At 74.6% G+C, this 25136-nt stretch carries 17 protein-coding genes; 5 read left to right on the top strand and 12 right to left on the bottom strand.

Annotation, left to right across the window (positions count from 1 at the left end):
* Positions 1–31: 31 nt before the first annotated feature.
* Genes hemQ through hemE form a run of 3 tightly spaced genes read right to left on the bottom strand, consistent with a single transcriptional unit; the run spans position 32 to position 3317 of the window.
* Positions 32–757, bottom strand: coding sequence for a hydrogen peroxide-dependent heme synthase (hemQ, locus tag HNR70_RS00825; RefSeq protein WP_184323983.1), 726 nt, complete (start codon positions 755–757; stop codon positions 32–34).
* Positions 754–2262, bottom strand: coding sequence for a protoporphyrinogen oxidase (gene hemG, locus HNR70_RS00830; protein WP_184323984.1), 1509 nt, complete (start codon positions 2260–2262; stop codon positions 754–756). The genes hemQ and hemG overlap by 4 nt, the downstream gene beginning before the upstream one ends.
* Positions 2259–3317 (bottom strand): uroporphyrinogen decarboxylase, encoded by a 1059-nt coding sequence (hemE, locus tag HNR70_RS00835; protein ID WP_184323985.1) that lies wholly within the window; start codon positions 3315–3317, stop codon positions 2259–2261. Before hemE ends, hemG begins: the two co-directional genes overlap by 4 nt.
* Positions 3318–3671: 354 nt before the next feature.
* Between hemE and HNR70_RS00840 the strand changes: the two genes are divergently transcribed.
* Positions 3672–5204, top strand: coding sequence for a glutamyl-tRNA reductase (locus HNR70_RS00840; RefSeq protein ID WP_184323986.1), 1533 nt, complete (start codon positions 3672–3674; stop codon positions 5202–5204).
* Between the two features lie 7 nt (positions 5205–5211).
* Here HNR70_RS00840 and HNR70_RS00845 read toward each other — a convergent pair whose 3' ends face one another.
* Both HNR70_RS00845 and HNR70_RS00850 read right to left on the bottom strand, forming a co-directional pair.
* Positions 5212–5676 (bottom strand): hypothetical protein, encoded by a 465-nt coding sequence (locus HNR70_RS00845; protein WP_184323987.1) that lies wholly within the window; start codon positions 5674–5676, stop codon positions 5212–5214.
* A 16-nt stretch (positions 5677–5692) separates the two neighbouring features.
* Entirely contained in the window at positions 5693–6523 is an 831-nt protein-coding gene (locus HNR70_RS00850) for a uroporphyrinogen-III synthase (protein WP_184323988.1), read from the bottom strand.
* Between the two features lie 162 nt (positions 6524–6685).
* Here HNR70_RS00850 and HNR70_RS00855 point away from each other — a divergent pair, with 162 nt between their 5' ends.
* Positions 6686–6952, top strand: coding sequence for a hypothetical protein (locus HNR70_RS00855; RefSeq protein ID WP_184323989.1), 267 nt, complete (start codon positions 6686–6688; stop codon positions 6950–6952).
* A gap of 37 nt (positions 6953–6989) precedes the next feature.
* Here the strand turns inward: HNR70_RS00855 and HNR70_RS00860 are convergent, their stop codons facing one another.
* The 4 genes from HNR70_RS00860 to HNR70_RS00875 all read right to left on the bottom strand — a co-directional run bounded on the left by HNR70_RS00860 (position 6990) and on the right by HNR70_RS00875 (position 15396).
* A complete protein-coding gene (locus HNR70_RS00860) occupies positions 6990–9137 on the bottom strand; it encodes an acyltransferase family protein (protein WP_184323990.1) in 2148 nt (715 codons plus the stop codon).
* Positions 9138–9181: 44 nt separating this feature from the next.
* Entirely contained in the window at positions 9182–10501 is a 1320-nt protein-coding gene (locus HNR70_RS00865) for a M18 family aminopeptidase (protein ID WP_184323991.1), read from the bottom strand.
* Positions 10498–12612 carry a DUF6541 family protein gene (locus tag HNR70_RS00870; protein ID WP_184323992.1) on the bottom strand — a complete coding sequence of 705 codons (2115 nt, stop codon included), beginning with the start codon at positions 12610–12612 and terminating at the stop codon, positions 10498–10500. Before HNR70_RS00870 ends, HNR70_RS00865 begins: the two co-directional genes overlap by 4 nt.
* Positions 12613–12741: 129 nt before the next feature.
* Positions 12742–15396 (bottom strand): SGNH hydrolase domain-containing protein, encoded by a 2655-nt coding sequence (locus tag HNR70_RS00875; protein ID WP_184323993.1) that lies wholly within the window; start codon positions 15394–15396, stop codon positions 12742–12744.
* A 363-nt stretch (positions 15397–15759) separates the two neighbouring features.
* On the opposite strand from HNR70_RS00875, the gene tgt reads away from it, so the two are divergent.
* Both tgt and HNR70_RS00885 read left to right on the top strand, forming a co-directional pair.
* Positions 15760–17061 carry a tRNA guanosine(34) transglycosylase Tgt gene (gene tgt, locus HNR70_RS00880; protein WP_312857528.1) on the top strand — a complete coding sequence of 434 codons (1302 nt, stop codon included), beginning with the start codon at positions 15760–15762 and terminating at the stop codon, positions 17059–17061.
* Positions 17062–17081: 20 nt separating this feature from the next.
* Positions 17082–18926: an outer membrane protein assembly factor BamB family protein gene (locus HNR70_RS00885; RefSeq protein ID WP_246375114.1), complete on the top strand. Its 1845-nt coding sequence runs from the start codon at positions 17082–17084 to the stop codon at positions 18924–18926.
* Positions 18927–19087: 161 nt separating this feature from the next.
* Here HNR70_RS00885 and HNR70_RS00890 read toward each other — a convergent pair whose 3' ends face one another.
* Together HNR70_RS00890 and HNR70_RS00895 are read right to left on the bottom strand one after the other, a co-directional pair.
* Positions 19088–19528: a hypothetical protein gene (locus HNR70_RS00890; RefSeq protein ID WP_184323994.1), complete on the bottom strand. Its 441-nt coding sequence runs from the start codon at positions 19526–19528 to the stop codon at positions 19088–19090.
* Between the two features lie 368 nt (positions 19529–19896).
* On the bottom strand, positions 19897–22893 hold the full coding sequence (locus HNR70_RS00895; RefSeq protein WP_184323995.1) for a glycoside hydrolase family 2 TIM barrel-domain containing protein: 2997 nt from the start codon (positions 22891–22893) through the stop codon (positions 19897–19899).
* Positions 22894–23083: 190 nt separating this feature from the next.
* Here HNR70_RS00895 and HNR70_RS00900 point away from each other — a divergent pair, with 190 nt between their 5' ends.
* On the top strand, positions 23084–24661 hold the full coding sequence (locus HNR70_RS00900) for a DUF3375 domain-containing protein (RefSeq protein ID WP_184323996.1): 1578 nt from the start codon (positions 23084–23086) through the stop codon (positions 24659–24661).
* Here HNR70_RS00900 and HNR70_RS00905 read toward each other — a convergent pair.
* Positions 24631–25068: an MGMT family protein gene (locus tag HNR70_RS00905; protein WP_376768812.1), complete on the bottom strand. Its 438-nt coding sequence runs from the start codon at positions 25066–25068 to the stop codon at positions 24631–24633. The genes HNR70_RS00900 and HNR70_RS00905 overlap by 31 nt on opposite strands.
* Positions 25069–25136: the final 68 nt, after the last annotated feature.

Consider the following 25136-nt stretch of genomic DNA (forward strand, 5'->3'; position numbering starts at 1 on the left):
GAAGGTCGTGCGGGCAGGAAGGCGTCCGGGATCAGGCCAGGAGCGCGGCGACGTCCTCGAGGTCCTCGAGGCGGCGGCCGGTGTGGAAGGGGAGCTCGTCGCGCACGTGCAGGCGCGCATCGGAGTAGCGCAGGTGGCGCATCATGTCGACGAGGTCGTGCAGATCGTCGGCCTCGAAGGAGAGCAGCCACTCGTAGTCGCCGAGCGCGAAGGCGGCGACGGTGTTGGCGTTGACCTGCGGGTAGTCGCGGCCCAGCAGGCCGTGCTCGCGCAGCATGCGGTTGCGCTCCTCGTCGGGCAGCAGGTACCACTCGTAGCTGCGCACGAAGGGGTACACGGTGATCCACTGCTTGCGCTCGAAGCCCGGGACCATGAACGAGGGGACGTGGCCCTTGGCGAACTCGGCCATGCGGTGCACGCCCACCGACGCCCACTCGCGGTGCAGCCAGGTGCCGGGCAGGGAGCGCTCGAACTCGCGCAGGCCGCGCTGCAGCGCCTCGGGCTCGTCGGCGGCGAGCCACAGCATCAGGTCGTCCTCGGCGCGGAAGCCGGAGACGTCGTAGAAGCCGAGGATCTCGACTCCTCCATCGCTGGCAGACTCGATCAGCGGGACCGTCTGGGTGAGCGCCTCGGCGACCTGGGCGGTGGTGAGCGCGCCGTCCTCGGTCAGGCCCGAGAGGCGGCGGAACACGGTGTAGCTCGTGTACCGGGTGGTCTGCGCGATCTCCTCGGGGGTCGAGGCGGCGGCGTCGTTCATCGTGGGGTTCCTTCCGTGGGAGCGGTGGGAGAGATCGGGGTGGTCTGCGGGGCCTGCGCGGCGGCGGCGCGGGCGTCGTCGGCGCGGACGATCGCGTCGAGGCCGGTTCCGGCCCGCCAGGAGCCGACGAGCTCGAGGTCGTCCCGGGCCTCGAGCAGACTCGCGAGCGCGTCGAGGGCGGCGCGGTGGCCGGGCCCGGGCCGGCGCATCGCCCGGTCCCAGTCGATCACGGCCCAGTCCGCGAGCCGGGAGCGGGTGAGCGGGGTGCCGAGGATCGCGGAGGCGTCGGCGAGGGCGAGGTCGACGATCTCCTCGCGCTCCGGCAGCTGTTCGCCGGGACGGCCGTAGGAGAGCCGCACGAGGTGCGGGGAGGCGGCCGACGGGAGGGCCTCGCGCAGCGCGCGCTCGACGTGCTCCCACTTGGCGCTCGCATGGGTGAGGGCCTTCGCGCGGATCCCCGGGGTGCCCGACGCGACCAGTGCACCGGTCCCCGAGGGATGTGAGTCCAGGGCGGGGGCGTCCAGCACCAGGGCGACCAGCCGCACCGCGGCCGACGGCGTCTCCGGGATCGCCTCGGCGATCTCCGGCGCGGCCCCGGCGAGCAGGGAGCGGGCGGTGTCAGGAGGGCAGGCGAGCACGAGGCGGTCGGCCTCGAGCTGCTCACCGCGGGCGGTGCGGACCCGCCACGGCTCGCCCTCGCGGTCCAGGCCCGTGACCTCCACGCCGGTGCGCACGATCCCGCCCGCGGCGAGCAGCTCCTCGCGCAGCGCCGCGGGAAGGGCCGCCATGGTCGGGGCGAGGGCGTGCACACGGGTCCCGGCGTTCGCGCCGGCCGTGCGGCCGGCGTCGCCCCGTCGTCCTGTGCCGCCCCGTCGTCCCGTGCCGCGCAGGCGGCGCACGGTCCGCACCAGCGAGCCGTGCTCGGCCAGGCCCGTCGCGAGCTGCGGGGAGGCGGCGGCGAGCTCGAGCTCGGCCGGATCGGCGGAGTGCACCCCGCCGACGATCGGGGCGACGAGCCGCTCGAGCACCCGTCGGCCCATCCGGCGTCCCACCGTCTCGGCGACGGTCGCTCCGGGCCGTGCGCCGACGCGGGCGGGCAGCAGGGGCTCGAGCGCCGCGCGCAGAGCCCCCGGCCAGCCGAGCACGGCGCGGACGTCGGCGGCGAGCGGTCGGCCGGGCACCCCGAGCAGGGCGCCGGCCGGGGCGCGGTGCACCCCGGCGGCGGAGACGATCCGGCTGCCGAGCCCCGCGCGCGGGGAGACGACCCGATCTGCGATCCCGAGCTGAGCGACCAGCGCGTCGACCGCGCCGGAGGCGGTCGAGTACGCCTCCGCGCCCGCGTTCAGGGCGAGGTCGCCGGCGCCCGGGAGGGCGAGCTCCGCGACCGCGCCGCCGAGGCGGTCCTCGGCCTCGAGCAGCACCACGCGGTGTCCCGCGCGCTGGTGGCGTCGGGCGGCGAGCAGCCCTGCGAGGCCGCCGCCGACGACGAGGATCCGGGCGCTCATGCCTCGGGCGCCTCCGCGGCGCGCGCGACGCGCTGGGAGTGGAGGAAGGCGACCAGGTCGGTGAGTACCTGCGGGTCGGTGTCCGGCGGGACGCCGTGGCCGAGGTTCACCACGTGCCCGGCCGCGGCCGCGCCCGCCTCGAGCACGCCGCGCGCCTCCGCGAAGCGCGCCTCCTCCGAGGTGAACAGGACCGCGGGGTCGATGTTGCCCTGCACCGGGGTGTCGGCGGGGAGGACCTCCAGAGCCCGGTCCAGGCGCAGGCGGTGGTCCACGCCCATCGCGGTCGCGCCGGCGCCGAGCATCGGCAGCAACAGGTGCGCGGCGCCGACGCCGAAGTGGATCCGCGGCACCGGCAGGTCCGCGACGTGGGCGAGCGCGGCGGCGGAATGGGCCTGGACGTGCTCGAGGTACTGCTCCTGCCCGAGCGCTCCCACCCAGGAGTCGAACAGCTGCACCGCGGAGGCGCCCGCGAGGACCTGGGCCCGCAGGAAGCGGCCCGACAGCTCCGCGACCCAGGTCGCCAGGCGCTCCCACAGGTCCGGGCGCGAGCGCATCAGCGCGCGGGTGCGCAGGTGGTCACGGCTGGGGCCGCCCTCGACCATGTAGCTCGCGACGGTGAAGGGGGCGCCGGCGAAGCCGATCAGGGGCGTGGTGCCGAGCTCCGCCACGGTCAGGCGCACCGCCTCGCGGATCGGGGCGAGCGCCTCCTCGTAGTCGTCGCCGAGCGGGGGCAGCGCCTCGATGTCGGCCTCGGTGCGCACGGGATGGTCGAAGACCGGGCCGACGCCAGGGCGGATCTCGACGCCGAGCCCGGCTAGGCGGGCGGGGACGACGATGTCCGAGAAGAAGATCCCGGCGTCCACGCCGTGGCGGCGCACCGGCTGGAGCGTGATCTCCGCGGCCATGTCGGGGCGGACGCAGGAGTCGAGCATCGTGGTGCCCTCGCGCAGCGCCCGGTACTCGGGCAGCGAGCGGCCGGCCTGACGCATGAACCACACGCTTGGTGTGTCGCTCCTCACGCCGCGCAGCTCCTGCAGCAGTGAGGCGTCGGCCACGCCGCCGGTCGCCGTCGGGCGTGTCGCGGGATGCCCGTCGGGCAGCGCGGCACTCGCCCCGGAGGGTGCCGCGGCAGGGTCCGTGAGGGCGGCCGACGGGGTCGCGGCGGGGGCTGCGGGGGCGGCCGACGGGGGCTCTGCGAGCCCACGGCCTGCGGCAACATCGGATTCTGACAGGCGTCGACGGGTATCTGACGCGCTGTCGTGAAAAGTGGGCTCTGACGTGGGGTTCTGTGTCATGACACCCCCATTGTGCACGGCCGCGCACGGGGGTCGGCACGGGTCCGGCGCGGGAGCGCCGGCGACGGCGCCGGGAGGGCCGGGACCTTCGCCGCCGGGCCTACACTGGCGCTCATGCTCGCCGCCCTCCGCGCCTCCCACGAGCACCTCGACCTCGAGGTGCTCGACGCCCTCACCCGTGGGGCGGAGTCGCTGCCGGAGGTCATCCAGGAGCTCCAGGCCGAGCGCGCCGCGACCACGGGCGCGCCCCCGGTCGTCTCCGGCGAGGTCGTGCTCTCCACCTGCAACCGGCTCGAGGTCTACCTCGACACCGACCGCTTCCACGAGGGAGTGGACCTCGTGGTCGACGCGGTCGCCCGCACCAGCGGCCTGGACCGTGGGGTGGTCTCCCTCTGCTTCGACGCCGCGATGGACGCCCCCGTCCCGCAGCACCTCTACGAGGTCACCTCGGGGCTGCGCTCCCTGGTGCTCGGCGAGGCCGAGATCGCCGGCCAGGTCCGTCAGGCCTACGAGACCGCGCGCCGCGAGGGGCGCACCACCTCGATGCTCCACGACCTCTTCCAGCACGGCTTCCGCTGCGCCAAGAGCGTCGCCACCCATGCCCCCGTCGGCGCCGCCGGACGCTCCGGCGCGGCCGTCGCCGTGGACCGTGCCGCGCTCGAGCTCGGAGGGATCGAGGGCCGCACCGCCCTGATCGTCGGCACCGGCGCCTACGCCCGCCTGGGGCTCGCCGAGCTGTCCCGCCGCGGAATTGGCCGGGCCCTGGTCTACTCCCCGTCCGGCCGCGCGCTCGGGTTCGCCGAGCGGCACGGCGCCGACGTCGTCGAGCGCGCCGGGCTCGATGCGGCGCTGCGCGACGCGGACCTCGTCCTCGCCGCCTCCGGCCACGGCACCTCCCTGTTCCCCGAGCAGTTCCTCGGCGCCGGCCGCACCGTCGTGCTGGACCTCGCCCTGCAGTCCGACCTGCACCCGCTGGTCCGCCACCTCAAGGGCATCACCGTGCTGGGCCTGGCGGACCTGCGCCTGGGCCGCGAGGCCGAGACCGATCCGGCACTGGTCAGCGCCCGCGAGATCGTCGCCGAGAACGTCGAGGCCTTCCGCCAGCAGCAGGAGGTGCGCCGCATCGACCCGGCGCTCGCCGCCCTGCGCCGCGAGGTCTTCGACGCGGCCGACGTCGAGATCGACCGCCTGCGCCACGAGGTCTCCGGCGAGACCGCCGACCAGCTCGAGCGCTCCGTGCGCCGCATCCTCGCCAAGGTCATGCACCAGCCCGCCGAGCGGGCCCGCCACCTGGCCGAGACCGGCTTCGCCGACGAGTACGTCGCCGCCTTCCACACCATCTTCGGCATCGACATCTCCGCCCCGCAGAGCCGGGACGAGGACGCCGACGCGACCGCCGCAGGCGCGGGCGCGCCGGGCGCCGCCGCACGGGTCGAGGGATCGGCCGACGCGGCAGGCGCGGCCGGTGCGGCGGGCGCTGCGGGCGCTGCCGACATGGCCGGTGCTGCGGTCGCTGTGAGCACCGAGCCCGCCGGCTGGATGCGCGTGGACCGCACTGCGCTCCCCGGCACTGCCGTCCCCGGCCGGGACTTTCCGCTGCGGGCCCCTGGCCGCGCCTGCCCCGCAGGGCACGACCAGGCCGACTGAGCAGCGCTCAGCGGCGCCCGAAGAACCAGCGGCGGCGTCGGCCGCGCGATGGGGGCTCCTGGTCCTCCGCGGACTCCTCGCCAGGACCCTCCGCGGGTTCCTGCCTCTCCGCGGGCTCCTCGGCGTCGGAGAGCCCGTCGCCACGGGGCTCCTCGTCCGGCAGCTCCTCGACGAGCTCGTCCGGGTCGATGCGCAGACCGTCCTCGTCCACCCACACGTCGGTCCAGCCCACGTCCGACTCGTCGCGCGGCACGTAGGCGCGGCGCGGGCCGACCTGGTCCTCCACATCGGCCGGATCGATCTCCTGCGGGGCGCGGACCTCCTCGCCGCGGTGGGGGACCGGGCAGGTCCAGAAGTACGGGCAGCCGGGGCAGCCGGCCGTCTCCTCGTCCGGTGCGGCCTCGCGCTGCATCTGGACGCCGTCGATCTGCTGCAGCATCCGCAGCCGCGACTCGAACGGGTTGATCTCCACCGTGGGTCCGCGTCGCTCAGTCGTGCACGACGGGGGTGTCCAGCGCCGTGCGGACCGCGGCGGCGAGGGATGCCGCCGTCGGCTCCGCGGCGATGCCGTGCACCACGAGCTCTCGCGCCTCCGCCCGGGCGGCGGTCGAGGCGTCGGCGGCGACCACGCGGATGTCGCGGTGGATGCCGAGGTGTCCGGCGAGGTCCGCGAGCAGCGGCGTGGTGAGCACGAGGGCGTCCACGCCGTGCAGTCTCAGATCCCGCACGGTCTGGGTGTCCAGGCCCGTGCTGCGCACCCGGTGGGTGACGGCGACGGTGAGGTCCCGTCCTGCGCTGCGCAGACGCTGGGCGAGGTCAGGGGCGAGATGCGCGGGACCGGCCAGCAGCACGGCATCGCCCTCGGAGGTGGCCTCGAGCACGGCGGCGGCGAGATCGGCCTCGGCGGCGACGACGGTGAGCGCCGCCCCGGGGACGCCTGCGGCGGTGAGCGCCTCGCCGGTCTCCTCGCCGAGGGCGGTGACGGTCGCGTCCGCCGGCAGGGGCAGCGCGGCGTCGGCCCCATCGGCAGCAGCACTGCCGCCCCCGTCGACAGCAGCCCCGTCGGCCGCGAGCGCCGCAGCGACCTCGGCGAGGACCTGCACCGAGCGCGGGGAGGTGACCGCCAGGTGCCCGATCCCGCCCGCAGTGAGGGCAGCGGCGGCGGCGCGCGTATCGGTGTCGCGCTGGTCGCGCAGCTCCACGAAGGGGGTGTGGTCCGCGCGGAGGCCCTGTGCGCGCAGCGCGGCGATCAGGGAGCCGGCCTGGCCGGCAGGGGCGGGGACCAGCACGTGCGCAGCGGTCGCGGACGACGCGTCCATCGTGTCCTCCGTCGTCTCGAGGTGGAGCGGTGGGCCGGGGCAGGGCTCACGGCGGGCCCGGGGGCCGGGCCCCATTCTGCCTGAGTTCCGCCGGAACCCGGCACGGGCGGGGGACCGTAGGATCGGGGCGTCCCCGTCCCCAGGAGCCGAGGAGAGGCCCCGATGAGCACTCCGCAGGAGCGCGTCCACGAGATCACCCGCCGACTGATCGACCTGCTCGAGCACGGTGAGTCCGTCAGCTCCGAGGCGATCGAACTGCGGGCCCAGCTCGCGGAGGCCACCGCCGAGTCCGGCCACCTCGAGGACGCGTTCTACCAGGTCGACGAGCTGCTCAAGGACGCCCAGCGCGCGCACGGCGAGGACCATCCCTCCGTCACCCGCGCCCGCGCCGCCGTCGAGGTCGTCGAGACGATCGCCCGGCGCGACTGAGCGCTCCGCCCCCTGGCGGCAGGCGCCGGAGCGCGCCTCACCAGCGGAAGCCGCCCTCCCGCAGGCGTGCGTCGACCTCGCCCTGCATGGAGATCGCGTAGCTCTCGGTGATGTGGTTGACGTCCAGCGAGACGCGCACATTGCCGATCACCGGCGGGCAGGACCCCTCCGGGCAGATCAGGTCGTTCACGTCCAGCGGCACCACGGTGCCGCCTGCCGCGGCGAGCAGCTGGGCGTCCGGCCGCTCCTGGGCGAGCGGCTCCGGCAGCGGGGAGGCGCAGGAGGGGTCCTCGTCGCCCTTCTCCTCGGTGCACGCGACCGGGTCCACGCTCAGGCGGGGCTGGTCGCGCAGGGCGATGACCTGGGTGTCCAGGGCGGCGAGGGAGGCGAGGGTCTCCTCGATGCCGGGGACCAGCACCTCCTCGCCGTCCGGGGTGTAGAAGGTGGTGTCCAGCAGCACGGCGTCGGGGCTGATCTGCTCGATGTAGGCGCGGGTGTCGGCGCTGAACTGGTCGCAGACCTCATTCACCTCGGCGTCCGGCGACCAGGTGCAGCCGCCCTCCCACAGCGTGATCACGGTCCAGCCCTCGCGGGCGGCGAGCGGGGCGAGGGCGCCGGTGAGCTGCTCGACGCGGGAGTTGCCGGCGCTGACCAGCACCGGACCGCCCTCCTCGCCGGGGATCTGCGCGCAGCGGGTGCGCAGGCGCTCGGCGGGCGCGCCCTGCGGCTCGAGCGCGCCGGTGCAGGGCTCGGTGCCGGTGAACCAGTCCTTGCCGAGCGTGGACAGGGTGGGCAGCGGCTCGGCCGACGGGTCCGCATCGGGGTGGAGCTCGAAGTCGGGGTCCAGCACGCGGGCCCCGGGGTTGTCGGCGACGGCCCGGGCCTCGGCCTCGCGCTGCTGGCCGAGCACGTGCTCGCGCGCCCCGGCGACGGGGGCGAGGGCGAGGACGAGCGCGCAGACCACGACCAGCCCGGCGCGGCGGGCGCGGGCGTTCGCCCAGCCCCAGCGCCGGATCGGGGAGTCCACCAGCTTCGTGAGCAGCCAGGCGAGCACCAGGGACGCCGCGATGATCACCGTGCCGTCGAGCAGGCCGGCGCGCTCCTTCCCGGCGACGGCGAGGTGGATCGTCAGCAGCGGCCAGTGCACGAGGTACAGGCCGTAGGAGATGTCGCCGAGCAGCTTCGCGGGGCCGGTGGCGAGCAGCGTGTCCACCCCGAGGCGGTGGCCGCTGGTCCCGGCGATCAGCACGAGCGCCGCCGCGGCGAGCGGCCAGGCCGCGATCCAGCCGGGGAAGGCGCCCTGCACGTCCACGAGCAGGCCGCAGGAGATGAGGCCGGCGATCCCGGCCCAGCCCAGCCACACCCGCCATAACTGCGGGCGGGGGCCGGTGCGGCGATGGCGGGCGCGGGCGGCGCGGCGGCGCTCGGCGTGCGCCTCCCAGGCCGGCAGCATCAGGCCCAGCAGGCTGCCGGCCGCGAACTCCCACAGCCGGGTGAAGGTGTCGAAGTAGGCGATCTGCTGCTGGGTGGCGGTGGAGTGCACCGACCAGGCGAAGGAGACCACGAGCACCGCGGTGAACATGAGCGCGAGCGCCGCACGGGCGTTGCGCCGGAGCACCCTCGCGATCAGCACCGTCGCCGCGATCAGCAGCGGCCACAGCAGGAACACCTGTCCCTGGATCGACAGGGACCAGAAGTGCTGGAAGGGGGACGCGCCGGTCTCCTCGGCGGCGTAGTAGTCCACGCCCCGCTGGATCAGCACCCAGTTCTCCACGTGCAGGATCGCGCCGGCGGCGTCGGTGAGCGCGGTGAGGCGCCGGCTCTCGGGCAGCAGCCAGAACACCGCCGCCAGCGTCGCCATCGACACCACCGCCGTGGGCGGCAGCAGGCGCTTGAAGGTGCGGGCCCAGTACGCGGCGGGCCGCATCGGCGCCCCGCGGTCCACGCGCCGGGTGAAGGTGCCCACCAGGAGGAACGCGGAGAGGAACAGGAACACGTCCACGCCGCCGGAGACCCGGTCGAAGAAGACGTGGTAGAGCACCACGAGGCCGATGGCGAGTCCGCGCAGGCCGTGCAGCTCGGGCCGGAAGCGGCCCGCATGGGTCGAGCGCGCGTCGGTCGCGCCGGGGTGGGAGGAGACGGCCGACGGGGGTTGGGCGGCCGACGGGGTCGGGGAGTCGGGCATGCGGGTGGGAGGGTCCTTCCGGCGGCGCAGGTCGGTCGTGCGGCTCAGCCGCGCAGGAAGGCGGCGCAGGCCTGCTGCAGCAGCAGCGGGTCCGCGGTCGCGCACATCTCACGGGCCGAGTGCATCGACAGCAGCGTGATGCCCACGTCGATCGTGGTCATCCCCAGGCGCGTGGCGGTGATCGGGCCGATGGTGGAGCCGCAGGGCATGGCGTTGTTGGAGACGAAGTGCTGGTGGGGCACCCCGGCCTTCTCGCAGGCGGCGACGAAGGTGGCGATCCCCACCGCGTCGGTGGCGTAGCGCTGCTGGGCGTTGATCTTCAGCATCGGGCCCTCGCCGAGCCGCGGACGGGTCACGGGGTCGTGGCGCTCGGGGTAGTTGGGGTGCGCGGCATGGCCCGCGTCCGCGGAGAGCACGAGCGAGGAGGCGAGCACCTGGCGGCGGGTCGCCTCGGTGCCGCCGAGCGCGGCGTGGACCCGCACCAGCACGTCCTCGAGGAAGGGACCGGCGGCGCCGGAGCGGGTCGCCGAGCCCACCTCCTCGTGGTCGTTGGCGACCATCATCGCGATCGGGGCGGGGCCGGTGGCGGTCGCCTCGCGGGCACCGCCGGCGACGGCGAGCAGCGCCTCCACCTCGGCGTGCACGGAGCTGAGGTTGTCCAGACGGCCCGAGGCGAGGAACTCCTCGTCGGCGCCGAACAGGGCCGGGGCCTGCGCGTCGGCCGTGACCACGTCCATGCCCACGATCTCGCCGCAGCGCACCCCCGCGTGATGGGCGAGCACCTCGAGCACGTCCAGACCGGCGAAGCCGATGATCGGCTGCATGTGCCGCTGCGGGTCCAGGTGCAGGCCGTCCTTGTTCACGGCGCGGTCCAGGTGCACGGCGAGCTGGGGGACGCGCAGCAGGCCGGGGGTGTCCACGAGCACGGTGCTGCCGTCGGCCAGGGCGAGGCGGCCGGCCAGGCGCAGCTCCCGGTCCAGCCACGAGTTCAGCAGCGGACCGCCGTAGATCTCGACCGCGACCTGGGTGAGCCCCTCGGCGCCGTAGCGGGGGTCGGGCTTGACCTTCAGGGCGGGGGAGTCGGTGTGGGAGCCGACGATCCGCAGCGGGGTCGCGGTGTCCGCGCCGGCCGGGGCGGACCAGGCGATGAGGGAGCCGTCGCGCAGCACGTAGCGGTCCCCGGCGACGTTCGCGGCGTCCCACGCCTGCGTCTCGCGCAGCTCGGTGAAGCCGGCCGCCGCCAGGCGGCGGGCCCCCTCACGGGCGGCGTGGAAGCTGGAGGGGGAGGCGGTGACGAAGGCGCCGAGGTCCAGGGCGGTCCGGCGGGCGCGGGGGGAGGGGGAAGCTGCGGAGAAGGGGCTCACCCGTTCATTGAACCATCGGTGCCGCGGCACGGGAGCATGCGCAGCAGCTTCGCGTCGCCCACCTGGAGCACCACCTCGGCGGCCCCGGTCTGCGAGATCTCGTTGAGCCCGGTGTAGGTGGCGCGATTGCCGTGCATCTCCTCGGGCCCGAAGTCGAGCGCGTACTCGACGTGCAGGTCCTCCATCGCGTCGCACACCGCGGGGTCGGTCTGCGCGTCGTCCAGCTGACGGTTCAGCAGGTGCACCTCGTCCTCGGCCTGGAAGCCCATGAAGGTGTTCAGCACGGGACGGTCGGAGATCGCATAGGCCAGCGAGCTGCCGTTCCAGGCGTTGGTGGCGATGACCGCGTCCTCGGGCACCACCTCGGGCAGCTGTTCGAGCAGCGCCCGCTCGTCGGGGGTGAGCAGCTCGGTGTTGCGCCAGTGCCAGGCCATGTCCGCCCGGGCCGCGTACATGCTCGGGGAGAAGATGCTCGCGGCCAGCAGCACCAGCACCACCGCCACCGCGGCGACGGGACCGGCGGCTCCGCGCAGCACGGGCAGCAGCCGCACCGCCCAGCGGGCGAGCACGTCCAGACCCACGGCCAGCAGCGGCACCGCCGCGACCGCGACGATCGCGGTGATGCGGTAGTTGTCGCTGTACCAGGTCCCGGTCCACTGGTAGCGGAAGTCGCCCATGGGGGTGGAGCGGGTGATCACCGACATCCACGCCGCGGCCGCGAAGGCCGGCACCAGCCAGCGCGAGCGGCTGCCGATCAGCACCGCGAGGGCGCACACCAGCACCACCGCCCCGAGCGGCCACCAGGCCGGGGCGCCGTTCCCCGCGAGGGACAGCGCCTGGGCGATCGCCTCGTCCTGCGTGGCGTTCGGCTCCCACACCGCCGAGCTCTCCGAAGGGCGGAACTCCTCGAAGCCCGTCCAGCCGATGTACATCACCGCCGCCGTGACCAGCGCGAGCGGGACGAGGCGGCGCAGCACGCGCGGGCGGCGCAGCACCAGGTCCCCGGCCCGCACCAGCACCGCCCACACCAGCATCGGCACGCCGAGGATCAGCCCCACGAACACGCCCTGGGGATGGGCGAGGGCGACCGAGGCGCACGCGGCGACCAGCAGCACCCAGGTCTGCGCGGCGGTGAGGCGGTGAGGGCCGGCGGGGGCGAGGGTCGCCACGTGCGCGACGGCGGCCAACACCAGCGGCATCAGCGACAGGGACAGCAGATAGGGGAGCAGGATGCCCCAGGACATCATCGCCAGCGGGAAGGTCGAGGTGATCCCGGCCAGGGCGCCCGCGGCCATCCAGCCCATCGGGCCCGAGGCGGTGGCGGTGCGCACCAGGGTCGCCATGCCCAGCGGCCAGATCACGGCGACCGCCAGCAGCATCACGATGTTGGAGGCGAGGATGATCTCCTGGCCGGAGAGCTGCACGACCAGGCTCACCGTCTGGTGCCAGAGCGCCGGGTAGAACGTCTCCTCGCCCGGCAGGGTGGTCATCCCGCCCACGACCCAGGCGGAGCCGTCCCCGGCGCGGAGGATGTGCCGCACGGCGTTGAGGTGGAAGACGTTGTCGTAGGTCTGGCTGATCGCGTCGATCGAGCCCATCATCCGCAGGCCCTGGACCAGCAGCGAGCCGATCCCGATCACGAGGCCCGTGAGGACCGCGGCGGCCTGCCCGCGAGGGGAGGTGAGGAAGCGGCCGACGGGGGTGGCGGGGGCGGGGGAGGCCTCGTCGGCCCCCTCGATCCGGGCTGCCCCGTCGTCGTGGGAGGCGTCGTCGGCCGCGACGGTCTCGACGCCGGGCTCGGACCGGTGCGTGCGCGAGCTGCCCCGTAGGTCGCCCCGTCGACCACCCTGGGGGCCGCGCGCGATCCGGCCGATGCCCCACACGATCGCGCCGAGCACGAGGCCGAGCACGAGCGGGGACAGGACCGTCCAGGGGATGGAGAGGACGTGGCCGAGCTCGGCGGTGGCGGCGATCAGCGCGAGGGACAGGGGCACCACGGACGCGATCGCGGGCAGGGGGCGCATCCGCAGCGCGAGCACCGTCGGCAGACCCGGCGCGCCGAGCACGAACAGTGCCGCGGCCAGCGCCGCGAGCACACTGAGCACGTCCACGCGTGGCCACCTGCTTCCCGTCGGTCGGGCGCGGTCGGCCCCTGGTCCCGGGTCATGCTAGCGGCCGCACCGGGGCCCGGCGCGCACCGGTGGGGCGCGTCACGACAGGCCGTGTCATAGCAGGCAGGGTCAGGACAGCGCGGTCTCGAGCTCCCGCGTCGCGGCCGGGGCGATGACCTCCTCGACGAACAGCCGGGTGAGGTGGTCGTCGTCCATGTAGACGTACACGTCGCCGAGCACGGGGGCGCAGCGTCCGTCCGGGCAGATGAGGTCGGAGTAGTCCAGCACCGTCACCGAGGCGCCGCCCGTGCCGGTGAGCTCGGCGAGCGGGGCGGCGGGGTTGGTCGCGGCGAGCTTCTCGGTGCGGTCGGCGCCGCAGGCCGCATCGGCGTCCGCGGGGGAGCCGCCGGCGTCGACCGCGGCCTCCGCGCACTCGTACTCGTTGACCTCCCAGCGCGGGGTGTCCCGGGTGGCGATCACGTCGATGCCCCGGTCCAGGAGCTGCTGGATCGCGCCCTCGGTGCCCTCGGGCAGGGTCTCGGCGGTGCCGTCGGCGGTGGTGAGGGTGACGGTGGTCAGCACGATGTCGGGCTGGGCCGCGTCGAGATAGGCGAGCACCCAGTCGTCGTAGCCGCGGCAGTAGGGCCACCGCTCGGTGCCGGCGAGGTAGCCGCAGCCGTCCATGCTGAGGTTGACGACCTGGGCATCTCGCTCCTCGGCCAGCGGCAGCAGGGCCGGGATGTACTGGCGGGAGTGGGAGCTGCCCACCACCACGATCGTCTCGGTCGGCTCCGCGTCCGCCGGCAGCAGCTGCTGGCAGTGGGTGTTGCGGAACGATGTCGCCGGCGCCCACTTACCTCCGCAGCTCTCGGGCAGGTCCGGCCACTGGGAGCCGAGCTGCCAGCCCGCGGGGCGCAGCACGGTCGGGGCCTCGGTCGCGACCTCGTCGGTCGCCGGCGCCGACTCCGCGGCGACCGGGGGCTGCGGCGGGGTGCGCTGGAGGTAGGTCCACCAGCCGCCCGCGGCCCCGGCGACCAGGGCGACGCTCATCGTGATCGCGACCAGGGACCGCCACGGCCGCGCCTCGAGCCAGCGGGAGCGGCGCACCGGCGCGTCCACGGCGCGGGTCAGCATCCAGGCCAGCAGCACCGAGCCGGTAAGCACCACCAGGCCGTCCAGCAGACCGGCCCGCTCCTGGCCGCTGTGGTGCAGCCAGATCACCAGGATCGGCCAGTGCACGAGGTACAGGGCGTAGGAGATGTCGCCGATGAACGCGGCCGGGCGGGTGGACAGCAGACGGTCCACGCCCCAGCGCCGCCCGGAGTATCCGGCGACCACCACGGCGCTCGCCGCGGTCAGCGGCCAGATCGCGATCCAGCCGGGGAACTGCGAGGACACGTCCAGGACGATGCCGCAGGCGAGCAGCGCCGCGATGCCGGCCCAGCCCATCAGGGCGCGCAGGGTGCGGTGGCGCGGGGCGGCGCCGTCCTCGGGGCGGCGGGCGCCGGTGAGCCGGTCCAGCACCGGCAGCGACAGGGCCAGCAGCGACCCCGCGGCGAACTCCCACAGCCGCGCGGCGGTGTCGAAGTAGGCGATCTCCTGCTGGGAGGCGGTGGAGATGATCGACCAGGTCAGGGACGCGGCACCGATCAGTCCAATGAGCGCGATGAGGGGGCGGCGCACCGACCGGCCCTTCCTCGCCCGGTGCACCACCAGCCCGAACAGCAGCGGCCACACCACGAACGCCTGCCCCTGCACGGACAGCGACCAGAAGTGCTGCAGCGGCGAGGCGGTCGAGGCGTCGCGGGCGTGGTAGTCGACCTCGAGCGAGACCAGCAGCGCGTTCTGCAGGTAGGTCACAGCGGCGACGGACTGCTGCATCACCGTCGGCCAGATCGAGGCGGGCAGGAACAGCGCCGTCGCGGCGAGGGTGAGCAGGATCGTCACCGCTGCCGGCGGCAGGAGGCGCTTGAAGGTGTGCAGCCAGTAGCGCGGCACCCCCAGCGGACGCCCGCTCTCCAGGCGTCGCACGAAGGTGCCGGTGAGGAAGAAGGCCGAGAGGAACAGGAACACGTCCACGCCGCCCGAGACCCGGCCGAGCCAGATGTGGTAGATCGCCACGAGCCCCAGCGCGACCGCGCGCAGGCCGTGCAGCTCGCGGCGGAAGGCGGGGCGGGCCCGGGCGGTCTCGCGCGTCGGCTCCGCGACGGTGGCCGTCGCGTCGGGGCGAGCGGCGCCGGTGCCTGCGCAGGTGTCGGCGAGCGTCGAGCCGGCCGACGGGGCCGCGCCGTCGGGCGCGTCGGTCTCAGGGCGGGTGTCAGCGCCGGTGTCGGCGCGGGTGTCAGTGTCTGTCCCTGCGTCAGCGTCTGCTCCGAGGTGAGCGCCCGTCCCCGCACCGCCGGGCACGGTGCGCGAGGGCTCCGGCGCGCTCTCCTGCACCGGTCGCCAGGCGCCCGAGATCGAGTCGCTCGTGGACCAGGCGTCCTCCGCCTCCTGCTCCGAGTGCTGCTCGAGGGGGCCCTGCAGCCAGTCCTCGAGCGAGGAGGTCCGGGTGGGGCGCATCCCGTCGGCCCAGACGGAGAAGGAGGAGCGGGGCCGACGCGCCGGAGCCGGCCGCGAGGCCGGGGCCGAGGCGCTCTCCTGCGGGGCGAGCGCGGGGCGCGACGGCTGCGGGGCGGGCGGCGCCGAAGGCGTCGGGGGAGTCGGCTCCTGGGTCCAGTCCTCGAGGTCGTCGGCGAGCGACGCGGAGGCGGCCGGCGGGACCGGCTCGTCCGGAGAGTCCATCGCCGGGGAGTCCGTCGTCGCGGAGGCGGGCTGCTCCCATGCGGAGAGGTCCGAGGACGCACCGTGCTCGCCGCGTGCTCGCTCATCGGCGACGGCGCTCTGGCGCGCGATCTCCTCCTCGCTCAGCGCCCCCGCGCGTCGGCCGCTGCGGCGCGGTGGCGACGGCTCATCGGGCGTGCTGATCGCGATCCCCTCCCGCTGCGGTCGCGCCGGGGCCGACGGTTCCCTCGTCCGCGGATGCCGCCGAGCCGCGCAGCGTGTGCGGGGCCGAGGGGGCGGTGGTCAACGGGGCTCCTGGGGATGCGGGCGTCGGGCGGGGCTCCGGGAATCTTACGGCGCGCCCGGCCATGGGACCATGGGACGGTGACCACGCCCCCCGCCGACGCCCCGCCCGCCGTGACCCCCGCCGCCCCGCCCTCCCCGGCGGACGTGGGATTCGAGGTCACCGCCCGCCATGGGGATAAGGCCCGGGCCGGGGTGCTCACCACCCCGCACGGGGTCATCGAGACCCCCACCTTCGTGCCGGTGGGCACCAAGGCGACCGTCAAGGCGGTGCTGCCCGAGTCGATGAGCGACCTCGGCGCGCAGGCGCTGCTGGCCAATGCGTACCACCTGTACCTCCAGCCCGGCCACGACCTGGTTGACGAGGCCGGCGGCCTCGGCGCGTTCATGAACTGGTCCGGCCCCACCTACACCGACTCCGGCGGCTTCCAGGTGATGAGCCTCGGCGCCGGGTTCAAGAAGGTCCTCTCGAGCGAGTTCGCGGGCGGGGAGAAGGCCCGCACCGCCTCCGGCGAGGACGACGACGTCGCCGAGGGCAAGGAACGCCTGGCCCACGTCGACGATGACGGCGTCACCTTCCGCTCCTTCATCAACGGCGACGTGCACCGCTTCACCCCCGAGATCTCCATGCAGATCCAGCACGGCCTGGGTGCGGACATCATGTTCGCCTTCGACGAGCTCACCACCCTCATGAACTCTCGCGGCTACCAGGAGCGGGCGCTGGAGCGGACGCGTCTGTGGGCGATCCGGTGCCTGGCCGAGCACGCCCGCCTCACCGCGGAGCGCACCCACCGCCCGTACCAGCAGCTGTGGGGCGTGATCCAGGGCGCGCAGTACGAGGACCTGCGCCGACAGGCCGCCCGCGACCTCGGCGCCATGGACGTGGAGGGCTGGAGCTTCGACGGCTTCGGCATCGGCGGAGCGCTGGAGAAGGAGAACCTCGGCACCATCGTGGGCTGGGTGACCGATGAGCTGCCCGACGCCAAGCCCCGCCACCTCCTCGGCATCAGCGAGGTCGACGACCTGTTCACCGCGATCGCCGCGGGCGCGGACACCTTCGACTGCGTCTCCCCGTCGCGGGTGGCGCGCAACAGCGCCGTCTACACCCGCACCGGGCGCGTGAACCTCACCGGCTCGATGTACCGCCGCCAGTTCGCGCCGATCGACGAGACCTGCGACTGCTACACCTGCACCCACTACACGGCGGCGTACGTGCACCACCTCTTCCGGGCCAAGGAGATGCTCTCCTCGACCCTGTGCACCATCCACAACGAGCGCTTCGTGGTGCGGCTCGTGGACCGCATCCGCACCTCCCTGCACAGCGGCGACTTCGACGCGCTGCGGGAGGAGACCACCGGCGCCTATTACGGCTCCCCGCGCTGAGCGGGTGAGCTGAGCCCGTGATGAGCGAGGAGTCCCCGTGGGCGCCGCGGCCCGCGCCGACGGACGCGTCCGACGCTGACGAGCCTGCGACCGACGGGCCTGTTACCGACGGAGCAGGGGCCGACGGGCTCGCGGCGGGACGGTCCGGGGCCGACGCGACCATGCTCCTGGGCCTTGCGGTCGTCCTCGGCGCCCTCGCGGGGATCTGCGCCCTGCTCGGCGGGCACTTCGTGCTCGGCGCGCTGCGCCTGGCCGCCGGGATCCTCGCGGGCGCGGCGGTCGGCGCGGGGGTCCTCGCGCTGCTTGGGCTGCGCCGGGGACGCGCGGCCGACGGGGTCGAGGCGATCGACCGGGATGAGGCGATCGACGGGGACGACGCTGCCGAGGCGCCTGCCGCGTCCGGCGCGCGCACCTCCCGGGGACCGCTCCTCCTCGCCGGTGCGCTCGCCGCGGCGGTGGCTCTCGCACTCACCGTGCCCTCGGTCCTCGCCACCCGCATCGCCCCGCTCAACGAGGTCGCGAGCGTCCGCCTCGCCGCCCTCGAGGACGGCGACGTCGTCCACGCCGTGCCCGGAACCGACGGGCCCCTGCTCTTGCGCCGGGCCGACGGCAGCGCCCAGCTCGTGGACGACTCCGGAGCGCGCGACCTCCCGGCAGAGGCGCAGGACGTCCTCGCGCTCACCGCCGACGGGACCCGCGCGGTCCGCACCGACGGCACGACCACCGCCGTGCTCTCCCTCGCCGCCGGTGCGCCGGACTCGTCCGTCCCCGACATCGAGGTGCCCGGCGCGCCCCTGTCCTTGGACGGCGACCAGCTCGTGGTGCGCCACTGCGAGGATGGCGCCTGCCGACTGAGCGGCTACGACCTCACCGCCCCCGAGCAGGCCCTGTGGACCGTCCTGGACGGTGAGGCCCCTGGCGGTGAGGCCGCAGCCGGTGAGGACTCTGCAGACGACGACCCTGCCGGCGATGGCACTGCCGGCGAGGGATCCGCCGGCGGCGACGCGACCGCGACCCGCGGCCCCGACCCGGCGGGCCAGGACGTCCCCGCACGCCCCGAGACCGCTCCGGGGCTGCTGGACGCCGTCGCGTCCACGGGTGTGCTCCCGATCGTTCCGCTGCGCTTCGATGCCGCACAGGGATGGACCCAGCTCGACCCCGCCACAGGCTTCCCCGTCGGCCGTGTCCTCGCCCCCGCGGACGCGGAGTGCCGCGTCGCCGCCACCCTGGCCCCCGCGGACCCGCAGGCGCTGCGGGACGAGCCCGCGCAGGTGCTCACCGTCTGCGCCGACGAGGAGGGCGCACTGGTCGCGACCGCCTATCGCGACGGCGAGGTGCTGTGGCAGTCCGACGCCTCGCCGGCGGGGGAGTGGACCGTGCGGATCCAGGACGGACGGGTGCTCGCCACCGGCACCGAGACCGGCACCGACACGGCCGGCGAGATGATCGCCTCCGAGGCCGCCGCGGCGTGGACCGCACCCGGCGGGGAGGGCACCGCGCAGGCGTCCGAGTTCACCTCCCGCCTCGGCATCGACACCGCGTCCATGGTCGTCACCAACGACGCCGGACAGCTGGTCGCCTACGACACCGTCACCGGCGCGAATACCTGGACCCTGCCGCTGGCCTCCCCGGACGCCGCCGTGCGCGGGGTCCAGGGCGCCGGCACCGTGGTGGTGCTGGACGAGCTCGTCCGCGAGCACCCCTTGGACCCCCGCGGCGCGCAGCGGCTGCGCGTGATCGACGTGGCCACCGGTGAGGTGCGGCTGGAGCGGGAGGTCGCAGGCGGGATCGGCGAGCTCCGTCCCCTGCCCGGCGGTCGGGCGCTGGTCACCGTCGGGGAAGAGGCCCTGCTGCTCGGCGGCTGAGGCTCGGGGACCGCGAAGGGCAGAGTGCCGCACGCGCCCCATGGCCCGGAAGCACGGCGCCCCGGCCCTCGCCGGGAGGACCGGGGCGCGGCGGAGGAGCGCAGTGCGCTCGGACAGCGCGCTCTGACGCTGAGCTCAGGCAGCGCGCTGGGGACGTGCGCTCAGGCGTTGTCCTTCGCCCAGCGGCGGGCCATCATCGCGCCGATGATCAGCGCGGCGAACACGATCAGCGCGCGGACGATCTCGACGACCAGGAACACGATCGAGGCGGTCCCGATGGTGCCGGTGTCGGTCGCGCCGGAGATCACCACCTGGTAGGGGATGTTGATGATCCAGTACGCGATCACGGCGACGATCAGGGTGGCGGCGACGATGATCGCGCCGGTGCGGCCACGGCCCGAGGCCTGGATGGCGGCCATCACGGCGAGCACCAGCAGTGCGAGGGAGACGATGCCGTTGGCCAGCAGGTACAGGATCCCGAAGATCCCGGTGATGCCCATGACGGCGGAGCTGGACATGCCGCCGGCGAGCATGCCGCCCGCGAAGACGGCGACGTTGCCGATCAGGCGGATCACGATCACCGCGATCGCGCCGTAGAACATCCAGTCCGCCAGCTTGCGCAGCGTGGACTTCGCGCCCGTCCCGACAGTTCCTGCACCGACGGCGCTCGCTCCGGCCGCGCCGGGATAGGCCGAGCCCGCGCCCGGATAGCCGGAGGCCGCGGGCGAGGGCGAGGCCTGCGACCACTGCGGCTGCTCGGGGGCCGACGGCGCCTGCCCCGGCTGACCCTGCTGGCCCCAGCTCTGCTGACCGGACTGTGCCGGCTGGCCCCAGCCCTGCTGTCCCGGGGTCTGCTGTCCCTGAGACTGCTGCCCCTGCCCGTGCCCGTGAGCACGGACCGGGGCACGGCATGGGGCGCCGAGGCGTCCTCGGCGGGACGTCCTCAGCCGCGCGCGGGCGCGGAAATGACTCAGCCGCGCGTCGGCGCGAGGCGGAATCGGAAGGACTCCTCGCGAGCGGTCAGCACGTACTCGGGCAGCGGCTCCGGGCCGCAGGCCGCCGAGCCCACGCCGTGCAGCGCCGCCGAGAGCGTCACCCAGGTGCGCCCGTCGGTGCGCAGCGCCCCGTCGTGCGCACGGGCGTCGAGCTCGGCGGTGGACCAGGGCCGCACCGCGAGCCCCAGACCCTCCGGCGCGGTGAGCTCCACGCCCTCGGCCCCGGTGCCGCCGCGCAGCACGGCCCGCACCACCCCGGCACGGTTCCCGTTCTCCTGCGGGAATACGTACGGGACCTGCAGCTCCTCGACGCTCGCCGTGCGCAGCGCGAAGGTGGTGCCGCCGCCGGTGTCGGGGTAGGACTCGTGCGGGCCGAAGCCCTCGTACTCCACCTGGTCCGGGGCTGCGGGCAGCGCGAAGGTCCAGCCGATGCGCGGCAGCGGCAGGTCCTCCGGCCAGAACTCGACCGGGGTCACGATCACGGCGACCTCGGCCGCGTCCGCGTCGGCCGTCCACCGCTCGGTGACGTCCGCGCCGAGCGCATTGCCGTCCAGACCGACCCGGGAGCGGACCACGAGCGCGTCGCCGTCGGCCTCGATCCCGAGCAGGCGGCGGCGCGCGCCGTCCAGCCCGATCCGCTTCCACCGCGCCTCCAGCGGGTAGCGGGTGCGGGCGCGCTCGTTGTCGACCGGGGCGCGGTACAGGTCCGCGCCCGCGTGCTCGACCTCGAGCTCGCCGAGCCCCACCAGCCGGCCCAGGTCGTCCAGGCGTGCCGGACCCACCTGCCAGGTGCCGTCGGCCGCCTGCACCGGCGCGACCGCACCGGACCCGGCCGGCGCGAGCGCCGCCGCGAGACGCTCGGCGTCCACATGCGAGGCGGCGACGATCTCGTGCCCGGCCGGGACCGGCCCGTCGGCCTCGCGGGTCAGCAGCCGCACCGTCACCGACGCGTGCTCACCCTCCGGCAGCGCCACCTCGGCGCTCTGCCCCGGGGCGAGATCGGGCAGATCGAGCTCCTGCCAGGTCGACTGCGCATCCACCGACACCTCGGCGCGCAGCCCCGAGAGGTCGCGGAAGGCGTAGCGGTTCACGAGGGTCGCGGCGCGCTCGCCGACCTCGAGGCCGACGGGGGAGTAGTGGTGCTTCGCATCCAGCAGCGCCGGGGACGGGGTGCGGTCGGGCAGCACGAGCCCGTCGGCCACGAAGTTCCCGTCGTGCAGGCGCTCGCCGAAGTCGCCGCCGTAGCCGTAGATCTCGTTGCCCTCGGCGTCCGTGGTCACCAGGCCGTGGTCGATCCACTCCCAGATGAAGCCGCCGTGCAGCGCCGGGTAGCGGTGGACCAGGTCCATGTACTCCTTCAGCGAGCCGGCGCCGTTGCCCATCGCGTGCGCGAACTCGATCCACAGGAACGGCTTCGACAGCGCCGGCATCGGCTGCTCGTCCGAGCCGAAGCCCTCCTCGCCCGCATCCACGCCCAGGTGCTCGAGCATGCCGACGAGCTTCTCGCGGTACTCGTCGGTCAGCGCCCGCTTCCCGATCTGCTCGGACTCGTCATGGGTGGGGTACATGAGCGAGAAGACGTCCACGGTCTGGGCGCGGTAGTCCTGCTCGTAGATCACCGGACGCGTCGGGTCGGTGTCGCGCACCGCCTGGATCATCGCCTCGGTGACCGGGCCGGTGGAGGACTCGTTGCCGATCGACCACATGACGATCGAGGCGTGGTTGCGGTCGCGGCGCACGAACCGCGAGGAGCGCTCGCACAGCGTCTCGCGGAAGCGGTCGTCCGCCGCCGGGCGCTGCGGGGCGCCGGTGGCGTCCTCGCCCCAGGTCGAGTCGACGTGGAAGCCGTGGGTCTCGAAGTCGCCCTCGCAGATCACGTACAGTCCCACCTCGTCGCACACCTCGAGGAAGCGCTGGTGGGGCGGGTAGTGGGAGGTGCGCACGGCGTTGAGGTTGTGCTGCTTCATGAGCCCCACGTCGAGGTCCTGGTTCTCCAGGTGCTGGGTGCGGCCCACCACCGGATCGGCCTCGTGGCGGTTCACGCCGCGGAACACGATCCGCTCGCCGTTGACGCGGAAGATCTCCCCGTCCACCTCGACGCGGCGGAAGCCGAGCTTCAGGGTGACGGTCTCGGTGTCGGTGGAGACCGTCGCCTCGTACAGGGTCGGGGACTCGGCGCTCCACGGCGCGACCTCGCCCGCGGCGATCTCGCTGCCGTCGGCCGCGGCCTCGAGACAGAGCGCCGGGATCCGCACGGTCGCGGGGACGAGCTCGCCGCCGGTGCCGTAGGCGCTCGCGGTGAGGGTGCCCTGCCCGGTCGCGGGGTCGAAGTCCGCGTGGGTGATGAGGTCGTGGATCCCGCCGACGGGGCGCAGCAGCAGGTCCACGCTGCGGAAGATGCCCGACGCCCACCACATGTCCTGGTCCTCGACGTAGGTGTTCACCGACCACTGCACGACCCGCACGTCCAGGCGGTGCTCGCCCTCGGCCGCGAGCGCCTCGGTGACGTCGAACTCCTGGGTGAGGCGGGAGCCGGAGGTCACGCCGATCTCGGCGTCGTCGATCCACACCTTCGCCGCGGAGTCCACGCCCTGGAAGCGCAGCAGGATCCGCGCACCGTCCTCGCGGGCGCTCGTCCACTCGGCGGGGACGGTCACGGCGCGGGAGTAGTGGCCGGTCGGGTTCTCGTCCGGGACGTGGGGCACGTCCATCGGGATGGGGTAGACGACGTTGGTGTACTGCGGGGCGCCGTGGCCCTGCAGCTGCCACAGTCCCGGCACCTCGATGGGGGCGGGCGCGCCGAGGTCCGTGCCGTCCGCGCGGGTGCCGTAGCGGAAGTCCCAGGTCCCGTCGAGGCTGAGCTCCGGGGCGTCGGAGTGCAGGTGGGCGCGGCCGACGAGGCGGTTCCGGCCCGCGGGCAGCTCCTCCCACCAGCGGTCGGTCGGGGCGGACGGCGTCGTCGGCATGCTCATGGGGTCTCCTGGCGTGGTGGTGCGCGGGCGGCGGGGCGGGCCGGGGCGCACGATGTGGTGATGCGCGATGCGTGAACGTTCACGACTTATCGTAGCGGGGGAGTGGGGATGCGGGAAGTGGAGCGGGGTCTTCCCGCGCCCGTCGTGGGTGTCCGTTCCGCACGGACGCGCCCCGCTAGACTCGCTGATCGTGACCACGACCGAGCCGAACCGCTGGACCGACCGTCGCGTCGACGCCGTGTCCGCGCGCAAGGAGGCGTACGAGCAGCTGCGCCGCGCCAGCACCTGGCGCCTGCTCGCGGCCACGAAGGCGCCCGCGGTGCTCGCGATCCTCCAGGCCACCTTCCCCGCCGGGGACCGGCGCCTGCCCCGCAGCGAGCTCATCGCCCGCGTGGGCGCGCACCTCTCGCTGCTGCACGACGAGGATGCTGCTGTCGGCGGCGGGGTCGCCGATGCCGATCTCGGCGCGGAGGAGCTGGAGGGCCCGTCGGCCGACGGACCCGCCGCCCGCGGCGGCCGCAGCGCCGCCGAGTACGTCGACGGCTGGGTGCGCGAGGGCTACCTGACCCGGCGCGACGACCCCCAGCGCACCGAGACCACCTTCGAGCCGTCCCCGGCCACGATCGATGCGATTCAGTTCATCGCCTCCCTCGAGGAGCACCGCCCCACCACCACCGAGTCGCGCCTGCAGCTGGTCATCCAGCAGTTCGACCGCCTCGCGCAGGAGACCGAGACCGATCGCGACGTGCGCCTGGCGGACCTGCAGCGTCGCCGGGAGCGGATCGAGCAGGAGATCCGCGAGCTCGCCGAGGGCGAGCTCATGCTCCCCAGCACCGAGGCGTCGGTGGACCGGCTGCGGGACATCCTGCAGATCGCTGCGGAGCTGTCCGGCGACTTCCTCCAGTACCGCGAGGACCTGCGCGCCGTCGACCTGCACCTGCGCGAGCAGATCCTCTCCCCGGAGGGCTCGCGCGGCGAGATCCTCGAGCAGCTGCTGGCGGGCGACGACCTGCTGGGCCAGTCCACGGTGGGCCGCACCTTCACTGCGTTCTTCCGGATGCTCAACGACCCGGTCCAGACCCGCAGCACCCAGGAGCTCGTGGACCGGCTGCTGGAGCGAGACTTCTCCCGCTCCCTCTCCCGCGACGAGCGCGAGCGCCTCGCCAACGTGTTCAGCGACCTCTACGAGCCGGCGCAGGAGGTGCTGGACGTCAAGACCGAGCTGTACCGCTCGCTCGCGCGCTTCGTCCGCTCCCAGGACTTCCGCCAGCACCGCGTGCTGCTCGAGGCGCTCCAGGAGGCCCAGGGCCTTGCACTCGCCCAGAAGGACGAGGTGCCCACCCGCACCCCGTTCCCGCTGGAGCTGGACCTCTCGCGCGTGCAGATCGGCTCGGTCTCCCAGCACCGCCTGAAGGACCCCACCGACCCCGGCGCCCCCGCCGAGGCCGAGGTCCACGACGCCACGACGCTGTCCGTCGAGGTGCTGCAGGACCTGGTGCGCACCAACGACATCGACATCGTGGGCCTCACCTCCCACGTCAACGACGTGCGCGGCACCTCCGGCCAGGCCTCGATCGGCGACGTGCTGCGGGCGCGGCCTGCGGAGCAGGGGCTCGCCAGCGTCATCGGTCTGATGTTCCTGGCCACCAACCATGCCCAGGCCCGCGAGGGGTCTACGGAGATCGTCACCTGGCGCGAGCTGGACGGCAACGACTACGCGGCCCGAGTGCCTGCCTTCTACTTCCTCGAGGACGTGCCGGTGGACTGAGGGGCCGGAGGCTCCTCCGCCGTCCCGAGCTGGTCAGCCTCGAGCTCGTCAGTCTCGAGCTCTGCGAGCGCGGGCGCCGCGTCGGTGCGCAACCGCTCGAGGTCCGCGCCGAAGTCCTTCATCCGGCAGCCGCGCCCGTGCGGCGCGACCGCGATCCCCTCCTCGTCCCAGTGGGGACGGGCCCGCTCCAGCAACGGGTGGTCGCCCGACGCGCTCGTCACCCGCCACCACGGCACGCCCGCGCCCCAGGTGCGCAGGATGCGACCGACGAGTCGGGGGCCGACGCCGACCACCGCGCCGACCTCGCCGTAGGCGGCGACGCGTCCCGGCGGGATCGCCTCGACCACGCGCAGCACCCGCTCGACCGTGAGGTCGTCCATGCGGGTGCGGGGTGCGGGATCGGCCATGCGCGCCAGTCTGGCACGGGGACGGCCCGGGACCCTCGTGAGGGTCCCGGGCCGTCCCGGAATGCGTG

The sequence above is a fragment of the Brachybacterium aquaticum genome (assembly GCF_014204755.1).
Lineage (GTDB): Bacteria > Actinomycetota > Actinomycetes > Actinomycetales > Dermabacteraceae > Brachybacterium > Brachybacterium aquaticum.

Coding starts and splice junctions, on each gene's coding strand:
- HNR70_RS00855 (WP_184323989.1), top strand. CDS start 6,686: ATGAGCACTCCGCAGGAGCGCGTCCACGAGATCACCCGCCGACTGATC.
- HNR70_RS00850 (WP_184323988.1), bottom strand. CDS start 6,523: ATGGACGCGTCGTCCGCGACCGCTGCGCACGTGCTGGTCCCCGCCCCT.
- HNR70_RS00895 (WP_184323995.1), bottom strand. CDS start 22,893: ATGAGCATGCCGACGACGCCGTCCGCCCCGACCGACCGCTGGTGGGAG.
- hemQ (WP_184323983.1), bottom strand. CDS start 757: ATGAACGACGCCGCCGCCTCGACCCCCGAGGAGATCGCGCAGACCACC.
- HNR70_RS00905 (WP_376768812.1), bottom strand. CDS start 25,068: ATGGCCGATCCCGCACCCCGCACCCGCATGGACGACCTCACGGTCGAG.
- hemG (WP_184323984.1), bottom strand. CDS start 2,262: ATGAGCGCCCGGATCCTCGTCGTCGGCGGCGGCCTCGCAGGGCTGCTC.
- HNR70_RS00860 (WP_184323990.1), bottom strand. CDS start 9,137: ATGCCCGACTCCCCGACCCCGTCGGCCGCCCAACCCCCGTCGGCCGTC.
- HNR70_RS00890 (WP_184323994.1), bottom strand. CDS start 19,528: ATGTTCTACGGCGCGATCGCGGTGATCGTGATCCGCCTGATCGGCAAC.
- HNR70_RS00875 (WP_184323993.1), bottom strand. CDS start 15,396: ATGGACTCTCCGGACGAGCCGGTCCCGCCGGCCGCCTCCGCGTCGCTC.
- HNR70_RS00840 (WP_184323986.1), top strand. CDS start 3,672: ATGCTCGCCGCCCTCCGCGCCTCCCACGAGCACCTCGACCTCGAGGTG.
- HNR70_RS00885 (WP_246375114.1), top strand. CDS start 17,082: ATGAGCGAGGAGTCCCCGTGGGCGCCGCGGCCCGCGCCGACGGACGCG.